This window comes from Aquimarina mycalae (assembly GCF_029906345.1).
GTDB lineage: Bacteria > Bacteroidota > Bacteroidia > Flavobacteriales > Flavobacteriaceae > Aquimarina.
Genome location: NZ_JARYGY010000004.1, coordinates 142,658 through 161,541 on the forward strand (window position 1 = coordinate 142,658; position 18,884 = coordinate 161,541).

An 18,884-nucleotide genomic window follows, 5' to 3' on the forward strand; every position below is an offset into this window, starting at 1 on the left:
ATCATTTATGTTTATTATAAGTTGTTTATAGATAACCCTATGTAATACTGAGAACCTATAAATCCTGTTCCAAATGCAGTAAAATACTCATCTCCTCCAATATTGGTAGCACCTGCTTTTATAACAGTCTTCAATGCTGGGATTCTATAGTTTATTTGAGCATCGATTACTGAGAATGAAGGCACTTCTCCATCACCAAAGGTTGCTTCCCAGAAATATTCATCACTCCATCTATAACTTGCATTAAACCCAAAATTCTTAAATAGATTAGTATGACCTATAGAACCTTTTATTTTATGTTTTGGAGTATTAAAGCTTGTTCTGAAATCTGAATCCTGATTTCTATCAAAATCTTGTTCAGAATATGTATAATTAGCTGCTAGATCGAAACCATGAACTTTGGTAGTAATTCCTACTGTTGCTCCAAAAGAATTAATATCTACTGCAGAGTTAGTATATGTCTGATACACTTGAGTATCTCCATTTTGCAAAGCTAATAAGGATAAGGTTCCATCACCAACTTGTCCATATAAAGGAACTAATACATTTTCATTAGAAATAAAATCTTCGTACATGTTATAGTAACCACTCATATCTATAACAAATCCTTTTATTTTTCCTCTATACCCTAATTCGAATGCTGTTACCTTTTCTGGCTGTACTATTCCAGATTCAGATGCTACAGGAGCTCCGTTAAGTACTGAATTTAAAGAAAAAGAATTTTCATAAGCTGCTCTACCTGTAATCGAAGCTGTTGTTGATCCTGTAATATTTTGACCATCACCGCTTAAGGTGAAGTTTCTAACATCTCGATCTAAATTCTCTGGAGCCGATCCTACTAGAATTGCTCTACCTACATCTAAACCAATAAATAAATCCTGAGTAGTAGGGTTTCTAAATCCTGTTTGTGCAGAAAGACGAAGATTATGATTTCTGTCCTGACCTGCAGTATAACCTACTGATAATCTAGGTGAAAAGTTTCCATCAAATAATTCAGATTTGTCGTAACGCACAGAACCTGTTAATTTTAAACGCTCATCTAATAATTTCTTTTGGATTTGTGTATATAATCCATATTCAGAATAGCGAATTGGTCCGTCAAAATCAGTAAAAATAGTTCCAGAAGAATTTAATTTATATTCTCTGAATGATCCCCCTACTTGTATATCAGCAATTTCACTCGTTAAATGACTGAAATTATAATTTAAATCTGCATGTCTAAGTTGGGTAGCATCCTGAAACTTAGATCCAGTAGCTAAATCTGGATCAGAAATAACTTGTCTAAATACACTTTCGAATCCTGGAGTACCTGGAATCAAACGACCAGTATCTGCTGTTTGTCTAGCAATTAAATGCGCTTGTTCCGGTAATTGCCCTGCTAATGTTGCTTGCACAAAAGCCCCTGCATATTCTCCAAACCAAGTTTGGTCATCTTTCCAAGCTCTATTAATATTAATTCCTGTAAATCTGGTATCATAAGAATCACCTGCACTTTCGTCAGTTATATATCCTCTTAAGAAAAAGTTATTATTCTTAAACTCTATTTTATGTTGTTGTAAGAAGAAATTACGAATAGAATATCTGTTAGCACCTTGGTAAATAGTTGTTCCTCTACCAATCTTAGCTTGGTAAATAATTTCAAAATCATTAGCAAAAGGTCTATAATGCATTGCAGCATCAAATTTGATACTCTCTGCTTTATAGTCATTTAAATCACTTTCTAAATAACCCGTTCTACTTACATTTTCATTAGGTAACAGATTTTCAGCTCCTCCAGGCAATACGCCTAAATTAACCAATGCTACACCAACACCTCTAATATTAGTACTTACTTCATCTCCATATACATTCAATCCATCATAATCTGGATCCAATCTAGTACCTGTAATAGGATTAGCAGAAACATCCACTTGACTTGTCGCGAACCAGTCTGTACCTCTTAAGTAAGAAAAATTAACTTTTCCAGCAAACTTATCAGAGAATGCATGTGCAGCTCTAAAACCATAATCATAAAACTCATTATCTCCTGCAGCTTCCTGAGAAGTAATTCCTCCTTTACCATATGCACTTATTCCTTGATGATCAAATGGATTTTTACTGGTCATAAATAAAATACCATTAAATGCATTTGCTCCATAAAGTGCAGAAGATGCTCCTGGTAGTAATTCTACGCTATTTACATCTAATTCCGTCATCCCTAAAAGGTTACCTAAAACGAAGTTCAACGCTGGTGAAGAATTATCCATTCCGTCCACTAACTGAACAAAACGTGTATTAGCAAAAGAAGCAAAACCTCTGGTATTTACAGATTTAAAGGTTAAACTATTGGTATTGATATCAACCCCTTTTAAGTTTTCTAATCCATCATAAAAATCCACAGCAGGTGTGCTTTTAATCTCCTTAATCCCAAACCGTTCAACACTTACAGGTGATTCGAAAATTCTCTCTGGTGTTCTGGAAGCAGAAATAATTACCTCATCTAACTCTGTTCCTTCTTTTAGCGAAATCGTTAAATCACTGGCACTTGCAGTGATGTTTACCGATGCTGATTCAAAACCAACACTACTGACTATAATTGTAAACGGAGGTGTCTCCTGTAATGTTAATGTAAATAATCCATCAAAATCGGTAACTGTTCCTACAGAAGCTCCCTGTAACGATATATTAGCCCCTGGAATTGGTTGATTATTGTTATCAACAACTTTACCACTAATTGTTGTTTGTGCAGTAGCTATAATGCCCATAAAAAGCATTATTACTAACGTAATTGTCCTCATATCCTAAATTAGTTTTTATGTTATGACAACAATATACGCTTTTTTAGTAATTCTATAAAAAAAGTTAATTTTTTGTATTTTCCTCAGGGATATCATTATGCGATTGCCAATTTTACCCTATTTGCGGTTAAACAGTAATTTTATTAGATACTATTCACGCATAATAAAGTACAGATTTACAATACGTTTTGCCATTTTTACACCTTAAAAAAGAGGTGTTTAAAATTTCGATAAATTCCCTCATATAAAATAGAAAAAACCTGTCTGAAACGTGTTATCAGACAGGTTTTTAAATGCTTATTTATATTGATTCTACTTATAAATTGTTTATTGTAAGCCCTACATAGTACTGAGAACCAATGGAAGCTGTTCCTACAGCTGTAAAATATTCGCTTCCTCCAATATTAGTTCCTCCAATTTTAAACGTAGTTTTTAATGAAGGTATTCTGTAGTTAAGTTGGGCATCAAAAACAGTAAATGAAGGAACATCTCCTACAGCAAAAGCAGATTCCCATACATAATCTCCACTCCATCTAACAGCTGTGTTGAAACCAAAATTTCTGAATAAGTTATCGTGTCCGAAACTTGCTTTGGCTTTATGTTCTGGAGTGTTAAAGTTTGTTCTAAAACCAGGATCTTCATTTTGATCAAAATCTTGCTTAGAATATGTATAACTAGCATTAAGATCAAAATCTCCAAATACTTTAGCACTTATTCCAAGAACAGCTCCATAGGAATTAATATTCACATCAGAATTAGTAATTGCCTGAAAACCTGCAAAATCACCAGTTCCAATTGCGCCTTGAGCTTCTGGAGTCCCTACAGTCCCGCTTAAAGGACTTACTACATCAATAGTAGAAATAAAATCTTCATACATATTATAGTAACCACTTAAATCAAGTAATAGTTTACCAAAATCAGCTCTATATCCTATCTCGATTGCTGTTACTCTTTCTGGCTGTACGATGTCAGGGTTTGCAATTTCCAATGGCGCAGTACCTCCTGATCTAATAAAACTTTCTACTGATTCTGCAGTATAGGAATTTTCGTATGCTGCGCGACCTGTAATCGTGGTTCCATTTATGGTTCTTGTATAGCGATCTAAATTATCAGGTGCTGATCCAACTATGGCACCTTCTCCAATATCAAGACCCAAATACAAATCTTGGGTAGTCGGATTTCTAAAACCTGTTTGGATAGAAGCACGAAGATTACGATTTCTATTCTTCCCTAATGTATATCCTACAGAAAATCTAGGAGAAAAATTACCATCAAATAATTGAGATTTGTCATATCGAACAGATCCTGTCAGTTTTAATCTATCATCTAATAATTTTTTCTGTATTTGTGAATACACTCCTATTTCAGAATAATTAATTGCTCCGTCAAAATCAGTATAAAATGTACCTTCAGAATTTAATGAATACTCTCTAAAAGATCCTCCAACTTGAATATCTGCAAAATCGCTAGTTATATGACTAAAATTATAATTACCATCTACATGGCGTAATTCTGTTTTAGAGATAAATCTTGATCCCGTTTGAAAATCAGGATTGCTTGTTACCTGATTAAATGCATTTTCAAAACCAGGAGTACCAGGTTGTAATCGATCTCTATCAGCAAAATCTCTTGCTGCCTGATGCCTCTGCTGATCTGTACCTACGGCAGTTGTAAATGTAGCTGCATATTCCTGAAACCATTGAGTATCGGATTTCCATCTTCTATTAATATTAATTCCTGTAAAACGTAGATCATACGTATCTCCAGCATCTTCTGCAGAAATATATCCTCTTACAAAGAAATTATTATTTTTTAGTTCTAGTTTATGCTGTTGAAAAAAGAAGTCATTTAAGGAAAATCGGTTAGAATCCTGAAATATTGTTTGTCCTTTACCAAGCTTTCCTGCATAAATAATCTCAAAATCATCACTAAAAGGTCTATAATGAATCGCTCCATCAAACTTGATATTCTCTGCATTATAATCAGTAAGGTCTGATTCATTGTATCCCGTTCTGGTTACAACACCAATACCAGGAATAACAGCTCTTACCTCATCTCCATATACATTTAGACCATTATATGCAGGATCTAGTTCACGACTTTCTCCAGGGTTTTCAATATTCTCTTGACTAACAGCGAACCAATCCGTACCATTCATATAAGAAAAGTTTGCTTTTGCAGCAAAATTATCCGTAAAAGCATGAGCCAATCTAATTCCGAAATCATAAAATTCGTTATTACCAGCTGCGTCTTGAGATGTAATGCCTCCTTTTGCATATGCACTGATCCCTTGTTTGTCGAATGGGCTTTTACTGGTCATAAACAATATACCGTTAAAAGCATTCGCTCCATATAGTGCAGAAGAAGCTCCAGGAAGTAATTCGATATTCTCCACATCAAGCTCATTCATTCCTATAAGATTACCTAAAGCAAAATTCAATGATGGTGAAGTGTTATCCATCCCGTCTATTAACTGAACGAAACGATTATTCGTAAAGGACGCAAATCCTCTTGTATTAACAGATTTAAACGTTAAACTATTTGTATTTACATCTACTCCTTTTAAGTTTTCTAAACCATCGTAGAAATCCACGGAAGCAGTGTTTTTAATTTCTTTTACACCAAATCTTTCAATACTTACTGGTGATTCGAATAAACGTTCTGGTGCTCTAGAAGCTGATATTACGATCAAATCAAGAACATTCCCCTCAATAAGAATTATTGTCACTTCTCCAGATTCAGAAGTTACCTCAACAGAATTAGATTCATATCCAATACTACTTGCTGTAATTGTAAAGGGTGGTTTTTTGGTAACAGTCAAAGAAAATAGACCATCAAAATTAGTAACTGTTCCTATCGCTTCTCCTTTCAAAGAAATATTAGCTCCAGGAATTGGTTGGTTATTTTCATCAACAACAGTACCATTAATTGTAGTTTGAGCACTACTTATAGCGCATATCAATAGCGCTATTACAAAAGTAATTTTTTTCATAAATAGGTTATTTTAAATTTTAAGTTGTTTGGGGAACTTAAATTCGTTGAAAATGGATAAACATCAATTTTCGGCCGCGAAACTAATGAAAAAAAAATTGTTAGAAATCATTTTTATTGATTTTTTACCGATTAAATGCAAAAAAGAGCGATATACCGCTCTTTTTTGCATTTAATTATATGTTTTCTATCTATAGATTTACTACTCTACTGTAACCGATTTTGCCAAATTTCTTGGTTGATCTACATTCTTATCTAACATCACTGCAATGTGGTATGACAATAATTGAAGCGGTATTGTAGTTAAAAGCGGTGTCAAAAACTCTATAGTTTCAGGAATTTCAATCACATGATCCGCAAGGCCTTTTACGGTTTCATCTCCTTCTGTGACAATCCCAATAATTTTTCCTTTTCTGGATTTTATTTCCTGGATATTACTTACTACTTTATCATAATGTCCTTTTTTTGTTGCAATAACTACAACTGGCATATGCTCATCAATTAAAGCAATAGGACCATGTTTCATCTCTGCTGCAGGATAACCTTCGGCATGGATATAAGAAATTTCCTTTAATTTTAAAGCGCCTTCTAGGGCTACTGGAAAGTTATATCCTCTTCCTAAGTACAAGAAGTTTTTAGCGTCTTTATAGGTATCTGCTATAAGTTTTATGTGGTCATTTGATTCTAACGCTAATTTTACTTTTTCTGGAATACGCTCTAATTCCTGAAGGTAGTAATGAAAATCACTATTAGATATAGTTCCTTTTCTTTCTGCTAATTTTAATGCAATTAATGAAAGTACTGTTATCTGAGTAGTAAAAGCCTTTGTAGAAGCAACTCCAATCTCTGGGCCTGCGTGCGTATATGCTCCTGCATGAGTTTCTCTAGAAATAGAAGACCCAACAACGTTACACACTCCAAAAACAAAAGCTCCTCTCTCTTTTGCTAATTTAATGGCCGCCATAGTATCAGCTGTTTCTCCACTTTGTGATATTGCTATTACCACATCATCCTGATGAATTACTGGATTTCTATATCTAAACTCAGAAGCATATTCTACTTCAACAGGAATTCGAACCAGTTCTTCAAAAATATACTCTGCAACTAGACCAGCATGCCATGAGGTACCACATGCTATAATTAGGATACGTTTAGCGTTAAGAAGTTTTGCCAAATTATCATCGATCCCCGCCATTTTAATAATTCCTTCTGCTACTCTCATTCTACCTCGATAGGTATCGCTTATGGCATTAGGTTGCTCATAAATTTCTTTGAGCATAAAGTGATCATATCCTCCTTTTTCTATTTGTTCAAGATTGATCTGTAACTCCTGAAGATATGGATCAACAAGGCTATCATCTTTGATTTTCCTAACTTTGATTCCTTTATTTCTACGAACAATTGCCATTTCACCATCTTCTAGGTAAATTGCATTATTTGTATATTCAATAAAAGGAGAGGCATCCGAAGCAATAAAAAACTCATCTTCTCCAACTCCTATTGCCAATGGACTTCCTAATCTTGCTACTACAATCTCATCGGGTTTTTGTTTATCAAAAACTGAAATCGCATAGGCTCCAACAGTTTGATTTAATGCAATCTGAACCGCTTTTCCTAATTTTACATTCTCCTTCGTCTTTACATCTTCAATCAAATTAACCAATACCTCTGTATCGGTTTCAGATGTAAATGTATACCCTCTATTTGTTAATTCTTTTCTTAGCGACTCATAATTTTCTATAATTCCATTATGAATAATTACCAAATTTCCTGAATTGGAATAATGTGGGTGAGAATTTATATCATTAGGCACTCCATGAGTTGCCCATCTGGTATGACCTATACCAATACTACCTTCAGTAGAAATTTCTTTTACTAATCTTTCTTCAAGATCGGCTACTTTTCCTTTAGTTTTAGATAGTTTAATATCACTACCATCATAAAGGGCAATTCCTGCAGAATCATACCCTCTATATTCCAACCTCTTTAATCCTTTTAATACAATTGGATAGGCCTCCCTATGACCTATATACCCTACTATTCCACACATGGTTTTAAATTGTTTGTCAGTTAATTACTTTTTGCTTTTGTATAAAAAATATCAAGCTTTAAACGTTTGTCATCAGGAACATTAGTTCCATTTCCATAAAGAATTGTTCCTTCATGAGATATTATAGATGAAAAGGGGATGATTTCATCTTCTGTATTAGTGGGGGTGAATCCTGCTGCATTAGCTACAATATTAACATTTTGTGAAACAGACAATCCTAATTTTACATTATCTATGTCTCCATTTAAAACATTAATTATATGCTGTGTTAACCTTATTCTATAAAACTCTCCATTCTCATCAGAGTCTCTAGTAATTCTTCCTAAGTGATCAATTACCGAAAGTATTGGAACTGTATTATTCCCTGTTCCATCTGCAATATAATCTATCAGCACCTCTCCTGTTTCTAAATTAAACAAGAAGACTCTCTCTGGTTCTGAACTTCTCCTTCCTGGGTTAACAACTTCATTTGTAACAAGGTCTTGATTAATATAAAACTTAAGGCTTGCATCTTTGATTAACCAATCTTGTCTGATAAGAAAATCCAATTCGTTTTCTTCTTCTCCGTTTTCGTTAATGATATTACCATTAAACAAATCTACAACAGCATACGCTCCTTCACCTCCTTTAAGATATAAGTTTTCTTCACCATTAACTTCATCCTGATTTGCCAATTCATCTAAAATCGTTGTATTAAAGTTATTTTCAATACCATTAACTATATTGTTAGAAAAACTAAGCTCAAGCTCTCCATTATCCTCTATGAAATCTGTTGTATCATCATCATCGTCTTCATCCAAAGTATCTACTTTGTCAAAAGTATAAAAAAGTGTAATATCGGCATCTGCAATATTAAAAAATACTAAGCTTCCATTACCCGTAACAGGTTGAGTCTTAAAATAAACCCCTCTGAAATAATTTCTAAAGTTATTGGCGTTACTCAGCTCAACACTTCCTTCTTTATCCAAAAACAATGAAGTAAAATGATCAATAATTGGCTGATCATTAGTTCCCAGAGCATCTGCTTTTTTTAATGATATTCTTAATCTTGGAGAAAATCTTGTTTTATCTGGATCGGTATCCTCATCAGCTCCATCTGGAGTTGTTAGTACAACTTCATTCTCTGAAGGCAAAAAGAATTCTATTTCTTTAAGTAGTGTTCCTTCTACAGACATTCCGAAATTATCACTAATATCATTAGAATAATACAACTGTCTATCTTCTGCTCCAGATCCTAGGTCAAAATCTCTTAAAAAATAATTTGATTGATATATCGATAAATTCATTGGTGCAATTCCGTACACTGAATCTAACTCATACGTATTCACAACATCACCATCATCATTGACTTCTGATTCTGTAACTGAACTAAAGTAAGGTAAGTTTAAAACCACACTATCTAATACTGCGTTTTCTCCAAAAACTGGATTCTGACGAGATAATAATACCTGAGATAGCACATTATAAGTTGTCTGGCCATATACTGGGTCATTATATATCCCTAGTAAATTATTAGGAAGATTACTTGACTGTACTCTTTCGAATCTCTTACTATATGCTACTGGAACAGCAGTATACTCATCATCTTCGAAATTTACATCTCCGATTACTTCACTTCCAACTGAATTAAAATCATCATCACATGATGCAACAGTAAAAACAACAGCTACTATAGCCGTTATTTTGATCATAACATTTTTCAATTTCATAATAGTTCCTTTTGCTATACCAATACCTCCGTCTCATAGAAGGCTTCATAGGCAACCGCAAATTCATCAGGTTTTTTATATTCTAAAACAGGCTGGTCAATGGTTTTTAGGTGTTTAGAAAGTTCTGCTGGAATTTCTTCTGATCCTACAATTATAGCATCAGAATTGTCAATAGCAACTTTCATAACGTTATTATATGTTGGCTTAGCAAGATCACTGATCTTTTCTTCATCGATACCATCGAATTTTACTTTTTCCAACATATTTTTATCTAATGTCCCTTTATAACCATGATCGTATACCGAGGTTACAATCTTACTATGATTAAACAAAGGCTCATTAGCGTAATAATTCCTAAGATATAATGGAAGCATTGATGCCAACCATCCATGAACATGAATTACATCAGGAGACCAGTTCAATTTCTTAACGGTCTCTATCACACCTTTAGCAAAAAAGATAGCTCTTTCATCATTATCAGGAAACAAGTTCCCTTCTTCATCAGTCAACGTTGCCTTACGTTTAAAATAATCCTCGTTATCAATAAAATAAACCTGCATCCTTTCTTTAGGAATAGAAGCCACTTTAATAATAAGGGGCATATCTAGGTCATTAATAACCAAATTCATACCAGATAAACGAATAACCTCATGTAGCTGATGTCTTCGCTCATTAATGTTTCCATATCTCGGCATAAAAATTCTAATTTGCCCTCCTTTGCTATTTACCATTCTTGGCGCCTCAAAAGACATAGATGAAATCTCTGTCTCTGGTAGGTAAGGTATTACTTCTGATGATACATACAATATCCTCTTATCTTTCATATAGTTGATACTTTTCTCGTCTCCTTAGGAATAAATTTTTGCAAAATTACGAAAATTTATGTAGTCTGCCAGTAATATCTTATTTTTGCACGCCTTTAACTTTTAGATAAATGCGGTTACACGAGAAAAGACTGGACGTTGAACAGGATGTTGCAGACTTACAAAAACAAAATAAAACAATCGGTTTTGTCCCTACAATGGGTGCGTTACACAAAGGTCACCTCGCCTTGGTACAAAAAGCACTTGATGAAAATGATGTAGTTGTTGTTAGTATCTTCGTAAATCCAACTCAATTTAACAATCCAGAGGATTTAACAAATTATCCCCGTACTTTAGAGTCTGATATAGCACTTCTTTCGGGTTTATCTAATGAAATTATCGTTTTTGCTCCATTACCAAAGGAAGTATATGGTTCTCATACAAATGCAACAAAGTATGACTTTGGAGGACTAGAACATGAAATGGAGGGTAAATTTCGCCCTGGACATTTTGATGGTGTCGGGACCGTTTTAAAACATTTATTTACCATTGTCTCTCCAACCAAAGCTTATTTTGGTGAAAAAGATTTTCAACAATTACAAATAGTAAAAAAACTAGTTGCTATTGAAAAAATGGCTGTAGAAATTATCGGTTGCCCTATTTATAGAGAAGAAAGTGGCTTAGCATTAAGCTCACGTAATAAAAGATTGACCAAAAAGCAATTACAGGAATCTTCATTGATTTATAAAACATTACATGAGGTAAAAAATGATTTTGGCACAAAAAGTGTATCCAAACTTACTGAATGGGTTTCTAAAGAGTTTAAAAATAATGAGGCCTTAGAATTAGAATATTTTGAGATTGCTAAAGTGTCTGATCTTAAATCTGTGAAAAGAAAATACAAGAACATTAAATATCGAGCTTTTATCGCTGCATTTGCAGGTGAAGTTAGACTTATTGATAATATTGCCCTAAATTAAAAAATAACTAAATTTGTAACATGTTTGTACACGTTGTAAAATCAAAAATCCATCGCGTTAAGGTAACGGGTGCTGACCTAAATTATATTGGTAGTATCACCATAGATGAAGATTTAATGGATGCTGCTAATATTGTAGAAGGAGAAAAGGTACAGATCGTTAACAACAATAATGGAGAACGATTAGAGACTTATGCAATTCCTGGACCTAGAAACAGTGGGGAAATTACTTTAAACGGCGCAGCAGCAAGAAAAGTAGCCAAAGGAGATGTATTAATCCTGATTACCTATGCAATGATGGATATTGAAGATGCTAAAAAATTTAAGCCTTCAATATTATTTCCTAATGAGGAAAATAATTTGCTAAAATAACAGTGTGAATCCTAAACTTATAAAGTTTTTAAAAATAGTACTCCCGCTTCTTTTGGGAGTTTTTTTAATATGGTACTTTCTAAGTTCGGCAACTCCAGAATATCGAACTTCATTATTAAAGAATATCAAAAATGCCGATCCGTTTTGGGTATTTATATCTTTAACATTAGGTATTATATCCCATCTTTCAAGAGCTTATCGTTGGAAATTTTTGTTGAACCCTCTCGGATACAGTCCTAAATTATATAATAGTTTTATGACTGTAATGGCTGGATACTTAGCGAATCTTGGAATTCCAAGATCTGGTGAAGTATTACGTGGATTTTCGTTATCTACTTACGAAAAAATTCCATTTGAAAAAGCTTTTGGCACTATTGTTTCAGAGAGGATCATAGATTTGATTATGCTTATCATCGTTACTTCTATGGCTGGAATTCTACAAACAGAATACTTATTGAATTTTCTTGAAGAAAAAAACATTAATCCTGTATTTACATTGGGTATAATATTGATATTAATTATTATAGGGTTATTAGGCCTAAGGATTCTTAAGAAATCTTCGAATACATTCATTGTTAAAATTAGAGATTTTGGAATGGGTTTATTAGATGGAATGAAAAGTATCTTTACCATGAAACAAAAATGGGCTTTTCTTTTTCATACCGTCCTAATTTGGTTCTTATACGTATTAATGTTTTATGTAATAAAGTTTGCAATTCCTAATTTAGGCGATGCCTCAATAGGAGTAATTCTTGTAGCCTTTGTTGTAGGTTCTTTTTCAATGTCCACAACTAATGGAGGTATCGGTATTTTACCGTTTCCTATTGTTGTGGGAGCTGTTTTTGTGTTTTTTGGCTTCGAAAAAAGTGACGGAGAAGCCTTTGGTTGGATTCTATGGGGATCGCAAACCGCAATAAATATTGTCATTGGGGCGTTATCATTTTTGTTTCTCCCAATTTTAAATAGAGAAAAAACAACATAAAGAATTATAATAAAACCCTTATAAACAATAGATTGATTATTTCTTAAGACTTATTCATAAAATTTTAAACGTCTGAAATAATTTATATATTGTCGTCCACTTAACCCTAATCCTACTACTTATGAAAAAAAGTATCTTTTTAATCCTTATTTCTATCCTTACGACTATATCGTATGGTCAGGTGAAATATGAAACATTTAGATCTATCAAATTAGATCAAAACAGGGATTTAAAAATCCAACTGCCTCGTAACTACGAAAAAAATGAAGACAAAACATATCCTGTAATTATTGTACTGGATGGGGATCATTTATTCGAACCTGTTGCTGGTAACGTTGATTATTTCTCATATTGGGAAGATATGCCTGAATCCATTGTAGTAGGTATTGTTCAAAGAAAAACAAGAGAAGACGATTGTAGATATGATTTAGCAAGTTATTTGCCTGAAGGTAAAGGAGCAGAGTTTTTTGAGTTTATTGGTCAGGAATTAATGCCTTATATTAATGAGACCTACAGGACTGCACAACTAAAAATGATTGTTGGTCACGATTACACTTCCAATTTTATTAATTATTTTTTATTTAAAGAAAATCCTATTTTTCAAGCATATATTAATCTAAGTCCCGAATTGACGCCTCCAATGAAAGAGCGTGTTTTTAATGTACTAAGTAGTGCAAAATCGGATGTTTGGTATTATTTGGCCACAGCAACTAATGATGCAGAAGTAATCAAAAAAGATTTGATTGCTACGGATGAAAAGCTATCAACAATAGAAAATCCAGAAGTAAACTATTTCTTTGATAACTTTGACGAATCTTCTCACTATACGTTAGTAGGTCGAGCAATCCCTAGAGCATTGGAGACTATTTTTGAGATGTACCGTCCGATTAGTAAAAAAACATACAAAGAAGACATTCTTACCTTAGAAACATCCTTGTATGATTATCTTGTAGACATATATGATACTACCGAAAAATTATATGGTATAAAACGTCAAATTAGAATTAACGATTTTATAGCTATTTCTACTGCAATAGAAAAAAAGGAATTATGGGAAGAGCTAGAGCCACTTGGAAAATTAGCAATTAAAGAGCATCCCGAGACTATGTTGGGATATTATTATCTAGGTTTAGGCTACGAACAACTTGGGGAGCCTAAAAAAGCAATGAGAGCCTATGAAAATGGTTTTTTATTAAATGAAATTGCTTTTCTTACTAAGGATTATATGTTAGAGAAAGTTAATAAAATCAAAGAAGACTTCGGTTATTAATAAACTATCACGATAGAAAACAAAAAGATCCCATAAAATGGGATCTTTTTGTTTTCTTGCCATTAGTAAAATGACCCTAAATAATAGTATTTTTACAATCAACTTAAAAATCAATGGCCAAAACTAAAACTGTTTTTTACTGTCAAAACTGTGGAGCGCAATATGCAAAATGGCAAGGGCAATGCACTTCATGCAAGGAATGGAATACCATTGCTGAAGAAGTAGTTCAAAAAGCCTCAAAAAATGATTGGAAAGATCCTAATACTTCGTCAAAAACAAATAGGGTTTCTAAGCCATTAAAAATATCTGAAATAGATACAAGTCAGGAAGCAAGATACAATACAGATGATGCAGAACTAAATAGAGTATTAGGAGGAGGATTGGTGCCTGGATCGCTTACTCTATTAGGTGGTGAACCTGGTATAGGAAAAAGTACACTTTTACTACAGATTAGTTTAAAACTACCTTATAAAACACTCTACGTTTCTGGTGAAGAAAGCCAAAAACAAATAAAAATGCGTGCAGAACGCATCCATTCTAAAACGGATAATTGTCTTATCCTTACAGAAACCAAAACTCAAAATATTTTTAGGCAGATAGAAGCAACTACACCCGATATTGTTATTATCGATTCTATACAAACCCTGCATAGCGATTATATAGAAAGTAGTGCTGGTAGTATTTCACAGATTAGGGAATGTACCACAGAGCTTATTAAATTCGCTAAAGAAACAGCAACTCCAGTAATCCTTATTGGACATATTACCAAAGATGGAAACATCGCAGGTCCTAAAATCCTAGAACATATGGTAGACACAGTACTTCAGTTCGAAGGAGATCGTAACCACGTTTATAGAATTTTGAGAGCACTCAAAAATCGTTTTGGGTCTACATCAGAATTAGGAATCTATGAAATGCTTGGTAGTGGTTTAAGAGAAGTAAGTAACCCTAGTGAGATTCTAATTTCTAAAAAAGAAGAAGAGCTTAGCGGAACGGCAATTTCTGCAACCGTAGAAGGCATGCGACCGCTAATGATAGAAATACAAGCACTTGTAAGCACAGCAGTATATGGAACTCCACAAAGAAGCGCAACAGGATATAATCTAAAAAGATTAAATATGATTCTAGCAGTTCTCGAAAAACGAGCTGGTTTTAGATTAGGCGCCAAAGATGTTTTTCTAAATATTACTGGAGGTATTTCTGTTGATGATCCCGCTATTGATCTAGCCGTGGTTGCTGCAATTTTATCTTCTAGTGAAGACATTCCCATAGCAAAAGATTATTGTTTTGCGGCAGAGGTTGGCCTTGCAGGAGAGATTAGACCAGTTAATAAAGCAGAACAAAGAATACAAGAAGCAGAGAAACTAGGTTTCTCTACTATATTTGTTTCTAAATACAATAAAATTTCACAAAAAAATACTCAGATCAACATCCAATTAGTTGCTAAAATTGAAGATGTTGTTGAATATTTATTTGGATAGCTTTTTTAAGGTGCTGGATTTGGTATTTGTGCATGTACTTCATTGATTTCGTTCATCACTTCCTGAGATAAAGTTACATCAATACTACCTATATTTTCTGTAAGTTGCTCTATGGATGTTGCTCCGATAATATTACTCGTTACAAAAGGTTGTTGATTTATAAATGCCAACGATAATTCTGTTAAACTAACTCCGTGTTTTTTGGCTATTTCATTATACAACCTAGTAGCTTTATAGCTATTCTCATTCATATAGCGATTGTAATTTGGAAATAAATCAACTCTTGAATTTTTAGGTATTTCTTCTAGATATTTTCCTGTTAACATCCCAAAGCCTAAAGGAGAATATGGCAATAATCCAACATTTTCACGATGTAATACTTCTACAAGCCCTACCTCATCCTTTCGGTTTAATAAATTATATGGATTTTGGATAGTAATCATTTTAGGAGCATCTTTTTTTGCTTCATCCGCATACCTCATCAAACCATAAGCTGTTTCATTAGAAACCCCTATTTGTCTTATCTTACCTTCTTTTATAAAACCATTAAGATGGTCCAATACTTCTGCAAAATTATCTTCCCAAGCATCATTATCATCATGTGTATAACCCAACTTACCAAAAAAATTTGTTTGTCGTTCTGGCCAATGCAATTGGTATAAATCTATATAATCTGTTTGTAATCTTTCTAAACTTTTATGAATAGCATCTGCTATCTCACTTTTTGTGAATTCTCCTTTTCTAATATGCGTAGTGAACTCTGCAGGCCCCACAATTTTTGATGCAATTACAACTTCATCTCTTTTTCCAGATTTCTTTAACCAAGTACCAATAATTCGCTCTGTACTCCCTTGTGTTTCTTTTTTAGAGGGAACAGAATATAATTCTGCGGTATCTATAAAATTAACTCCTTTGCTAATTGCGTACTCTATTTGCTGATGACCTTCTGCTTCTGTATTCTGCTCTCCCCAAGTCATAGAGCCCAGACATATCTTACTTACTTTTATATCTGTATTTGGTAATGTTGTATACTTCATTCTTTACTCTATTGATCTACTAGATAAATTAAATCCAAAAGTAAAAACTCTTCTCTTAGTTATTCCAAAAATTATCATAATAAATGTATCGGAGTTATATGATCTTTAATACACTTAAAGTGTGAAGTTTATCCACGATAATCCTTATAAAATCTACATAAAACGAGTCTGAAAAAAAACTAAAAAACAATCAAAAAACTGATTGTCAATCTTTTACAATATTCTGTAGGTTTATGGAATAGTTATTTCTATACTATTATTATATATAGCTCAACCCCGAAAAATAATAAGGATGAAATTGTAAAATATAGTTTAGAGTTTTTAATGATAGACAAAAAATTATAAAATAACTTATACCAACCAGAAAGAAGGGTGAATATCTTCGAACCCTTTATTTTTTAACCAGAGAGAGAGAGTTTCTAATTAAAGAAACTCTCTTTTTTTATTAGATTATTTTAAAAAAAATTACTTAAACAGGTCTTTTATCATCTAAGTAAATACTAATTAATTCATATATTATTATATATAAATTGATAGTTTTGTATATATTTTCTTATCTTTCGTTAATAATTCCGTTTTTTAAATACTAATGAGAAAACTCTATGTTAAACACATATTTTAAAGATTTAACCCCTACAAATAAACAGTTTGCAATACATAGAATAGCATCTAGAAATGATGCTACCGAAGAAATTGTTAAAAAGGTACTGGAACATTTTAATCCATTAATGGATATTCAAAAAAATCGTGTAGTAGTGCATCGCAATGCTTACAACAAATTGGTTAAGGATATTCGTAGAGAAAAAGTACCTCTACTATAAAAAAAACGGATGCAGTTACCCCTTTACCACATCCGTTTTTACAACTAACCAACCTAAAAAATTAACTCCTCACTCAACCAACACGTATTTATCTTTTAGATTGATATAAAAGTATGATAGTTCTACATTGTATGAAACCAAGAATGAGGGAAACGGTATTTTGAATTAGGGAAATAGTAGTTTTTATTATCTAGCAATCACAATAGAAGCTTTGGGTATTTTATTTTCTATGAGGTATGCTCCCAAATTAAAATTTTGCTTTGCTCGATCCAATATCCACGCATCAGAACTGATTACGATATGATCAGATTCAGCTAAAAGTTTGTCTGGATTATTATCTAACAATATTTGCCAAGGAAACTGATATTTTTCTGCCAATGTTTTTAGTATTGTCTTTAATCTGCCACTATTGGATACTGGAGCATCAAAATACCAATGAACATAATTTACACCTAATTCTTGAAGTATATTGCCAATTAAAAGAACCGCTGCTTTAGTCTTTTTTACTCTTTTATAAGTCCCATGCACTCCCGATACATCACGATAATATCCATCTAATCCCTTAAAAACATAAGCGCCAGACATGGCACTTTCTAAAATAATCAGTAGATTAAATCCATCTATGGCAACCGTTTTACACTTCAGATTATCTGTTGATATGCCTTTTTCTGCACGCAAAAGTATCTGTTGCTTACTGGCACTCATTCCTTGTAATGCTTTTTGTTGTCTGGCATTAAGCCTATATCGATTTCCCACTAATTGTAACGATGATTTTTCTGCAAAGCCTCTACTGAGTAGGCAACACATATCTTTTGCGCCTTCTTTCAGTTTTTTCTGCATCTTTGGATCACCGAACAAACGATCATCGCTAGCTTCTTTTCCTCGGTTACGGGTTGTCATCCTATAAAAGGTTTTTTATAAAAATAAGAAAGAGGCTCTAGAAAAATAATTATTTATTCTTATTGTCAAACTGAGTCTTCCGAAGTTTTTAATTTTTTTGTTTTCAAATTCTCATTACTAGACTCAGTCATACCTAATGATATACTGATCAATAATTTGCAATACGACCTTACCAATAGCATGCAAATCCACCACATATTATTAAAAATTACTCAAAGTAATTTTCAAAACAAACTTTTACAAACAAAAAAAGCGCTTACCGCGCTACTATTATGACATCGGTAATATTTCTATTACTTTGCCATAAACATTTTTGGTCCACCCATTAAGGCGTCCTCGGTTATTACCGATTAGTAATCCTCGTTTTGCATTTTTGCCTTTGACTAAATGCGTATAACAGTTACCTCTTACTTTACAAAAAACAATATCTCCTGCTTCACAATCTTCCCAATTTATAGGTTCTAGTACGACAGGTTGTTTTGATCGTAAGATTGGCAACATCGAATTACCAGGTTCTTTGGAGACAATCGTCTCGCCATTCAATAGTTTTTGAATTTTCCAATTCATAATCATAGTTTTAAAAATTAAACATTTAACTCAAAAACTATGGAGTATGGTTTTACAAAGAACATGTACCTAAGTACATGTCAAAGATAGGTGTTTTTTAATAATTCTAATATTGCCAACATTAGAAGGAAAGAAAATATGATTA

At 33.0% G+C, this 18,884-nt stretch carries 14 protein-coding genes; 6 read left to right on the forward strand and 8 right to left on the reverse strand.

From position 1 onward, the window contains the following. Positions 1 to 14 precede the first annotated feature (14 nt). The 5 genes from QBK95_RS10845 to QBK95_RS10865 form a co-directional block, all read right to left on the reverse strand. The gene (locus QBK95_RS10845; protein ID WP_280933551.1) at positions 15 to 2,777 is read right to left on the reverse strand and encodes a TonB-dependent receptor; all 2,763 of its coding nucleotides are present in this window, start codon (positions 2,775 to 2,777) and stop codon (positions 15 to 17) included. Positions 2,778 to 3,093: 316 nt separating this feature from the next. Further along, entirely contained in the window at positions 3,094 to 5,769 is a 2,676-nt protein-coding gene (locus QBK95_RS10850) for a TonB-dependent receptor (protein WP_280933554.1), read from the reverse strand. A gap of 201 nt (positions 5,770 to 5,970) precedes the next feature. Next, positions 5,971 to 7,818: a glutamine--fructose-6-phosphate transaminase (isomerizing) gene (gene glmS, locus QBK95_RS10855; RefSeq protein ID WP_280933558.1), complete on the reverse strand. Its 1,848-nt coding sequence runs from the start codon at positions 7,816 to 7,818 to the stop codon at positions 5,971 to 5,973. A gap of 20 nt (positions 7,819 to 7,838) precedes the next feature. After that, complete coding sequence (bamH, locus tag QBK95_RS10860) at positions 7,839 to 9,527, reverse strand: BamH family beta-barrel-assembly machinery protein (RefSeq protein WP_280933559.1); 1,689 nt, start codon at positions 9,525 to 9,527, stop codon at positions 7,839 to 7,841. A gap of 14 nt (positions 9,528 to 9,541) precedes the next feature. Beyond that, the gene (locus tag QBK95_RS10865) at positions 9,542 to 10,351 is read right to left on the reverse strand and encodes a glycogen/starch synthase (RefSeq protein WP_280933562.1); all 810 of its coding nucleotides are present in this window, start codon (positions 10,349 to 10,351) and stop codon (positions 9,542 to 9,544) included. Positions 10,352 to 10,461: 110 nt separating this feature from the next. Here QBK95_RS10865 and panC point away from each other — a divergent pair, with 110 nt between their 5' ends. From panC to radA, 5 genes are all read left to right on the forward strand, one after another. Next, the gene (panC, locus tag QBK95_RS10870) at positions 10,462 to 11,310 is read left to right on the forward strand and encodes a pantoate--beta-alanine ligase (protein ID WP_280933564.1); all 849 of its coding nucleotides are present in this window, start codon (positions 10,462 to 10,464) and stop codon (positions 11,308 to 11,310) included. A gap of 20 nt (positions 11,311 to 11,330) precedes the next feature. Further along, a complete protein-coding gene (gene panD, locus QBK95_RS10875) occupies positions 11,331 to 11,681 on the forward strand; it encodes an aspartate 1-decarboxylase (protein ID WP_280933566.1) in 351 nt (116 codons plus the stop codon). Between the two features lie 4 nt (positions 11,682 to 11,685). Then, on the forward strand, positions 11,686 to 12,663 hold the full coding sequence (locus QBK95_RS10880) for a lysylphosphatidylglycerol synthase transmembrane domain-containing protein (RefSeq protein WP_280933568.1): 978 nt from the start codon (positions 11,686 to 11,688) through the stop codon (positions 12,661 to 12,663). A gap of 121 nt (positions 12,664 to 12,784) precedes the next feature. Further along, entirely contained in the window at positions 12,785 to 13,933 is a 1,149-nt protein-coding gene (locus QBK95_RS10885) for an alpha/beta hydrolase (RefSeq protein ID WP_280933569.1), read from the forward strand. A gap of 113 nt (positions 13,934 to 14,046) precedes the next feature. Then, positions 14,047 to 15,414, forward strand: coding sequence for a DNA repair protein RadA (radA, locus tag QBK95_RS10890; protein ID WP_280933571.1), 1,368 nt, complete (start codon positions 14,047 to 14,049; stop codon positions 15,412 to 15,414). Between the two features lie 5 nt (positions 15,415 to 15,419). On the opposite strand, the gene QBK95_RS10895 is transcribed toward radA, so the two are convergent. After that, the gene (locus QBK95_RS10895) at positions 15,420 to 16,451 is read right to left on the reverse strand and encodes an aldo/keto reductase (protein ID WP_280933573.1); all 1,032 of its coding nucleotides are present in this window, start codon (positions 16,449 to 16,451) and stop codon (positions 15,420 to 15,422) included. Between the two features lie 602 nt (positions 16,452 to 17,053). Between QBK95_RS10895 and QBK95_RS10900 the strand changes: the two genes are divergently transcribed. Continuing rightward, positions 17,054 to 17,272 carry a hypothetical protein gene (locus QBK95_RS10900; protein WP_280933575.1) on the forward strand — a complete coding sequence of 73 codons (219 nt, stop codon included), beginning with the start codon at positions 17,054 to 17,056 and terminating at the stop codon, positions 17,270 to 17,272. Positions 17,273 to 17,458: 186 nt separating this feature from the next. On the opposite strand, the gene QBK95_RS10905 is transcribed toward QBK95_RS10900, so the two are convergent. Together QBK95_RS10905 and QBK95_RS10910 are read right to left on the reverse strand one after the other, a co-directional pair. Next, on the reverse strand, positions 17,459 to 18,172 hold the full coding sequence (locus QBK95_RS10905; RefSeq protein ID WP_280933577.1) for a DUF434 domain-containing protein: 714 nt from the start codon (positions 18,170 to 18,172) through the stop codon (positions 17,459 to 17,461). Between the two features lie 270 nt (positions 18,173 to 18,442). Next, complete coding sequence (locus QBK95_RS10910) at positions 18,443 to 18,739, reverse strand: hypothetical protein (protein WP_280933580.1); 297 nt, start codon at positions 18,737 to 18,739, stop codon at positions 18,443 to 18,445. Positions 18,740 to 18,884: the final 145 nt, after the last annotated feature.

What these genes read in the sequence shown, in the direction of transcription:
- QBK95_RS10865 (WP_280933562.1), bottom strand. Translation starts at nt 10,351, where the DNA reads ATGAAAGATAAGAGGATATTGTATGTATCATCAGAAGTAATACCTTAC.
- glmS (WP_280933558.1), bottom strand. Translation starts at nt 7,818, where the DNA reads ATGTGTGGAATAGTAGGGTATATAGGTCATAGGGAGGCCTATCCAATT.
- bamH (WP_280933559.1), bottom strand. Translation starts at nt 9,527, where the DNA reads ATGAAATTGAAAAATGTTATGATCAAAATAACGGCTATAGTAGCTGTT.
- panC (WP_280933564.1), top strand. Translation starts at nt 10,462, where the DNA reads ATGCGGTTACACGAGAAAAGACTGGACGTTGAACAGGATGTTGCAGAC.
- QBK95_RS10910 (WP_280933580.1), bottom strand. Translation starts at nt 18,739, where the DNA reads ATGAATTGGAAAATTCAAAAACTATTGAATGGCGAGACGATTGTCTCC.
- QBK95_RS10905 (WP_280933577.1), bottom strand. Translation starts at nt 18,172, where the DNA reads ATGACAACCCGTAACCGAGGAAAAGAAGCTAGCGATGATCGTTTGTTC.
- QBK95_RS10885 (WP_280933569.1), top strand. Translation starts at nt 12,785, where the DNA reads ATGAAAAAAAGTATCTTTTTAATCCTTATTTCTATCCTTACGACTATA.
- QBK95_RS10850 (WP_280933554.1), bottom strand. Translation starts at nt 5,769, where the DNA reads ATGAAAAAAATTACTTTTGTAATAGCGCTATTGATATGCGCTATAAGT.
- QBK95_RS10900 (WP_280933575.1), top strand. Translation starts at nt 17,054, where the DNA reads ATGTTAAACACATATTTTAAAGATTTAACCCCTACAAATAAACAGTTT.
- QBK95_RS10895 (WP_280933573.1), bottom strand. Translation starts at nt 16,451, where the DNA reads ATGAAGTATACAACATTACCAAATACAGATATAAAAGTAAGTAAGATA.
- radA (WP_280933571.1), top strand. Translation starts at nt 14,047, where the DNA reads ATGGCCAAAACTAAAACTGTTTTTTACTGTCAAAACTGTGGAGCGCAA.
- panD (WP_280933566.1), top strand. Translation starts at nt 11,331, where the DNA reads ATGTTTGTACACGTTGTAAAATCAAAAATCCATCGCGTTAAGGTAACG.
- QBK95_RS10845 (WP_280933551.1), bottom strand. Translation starts at nt 2,777, where the DNA reads ATGAGGACAATTACGTTAGTAATAATGCTTTTTATGGGCATTATAGCT.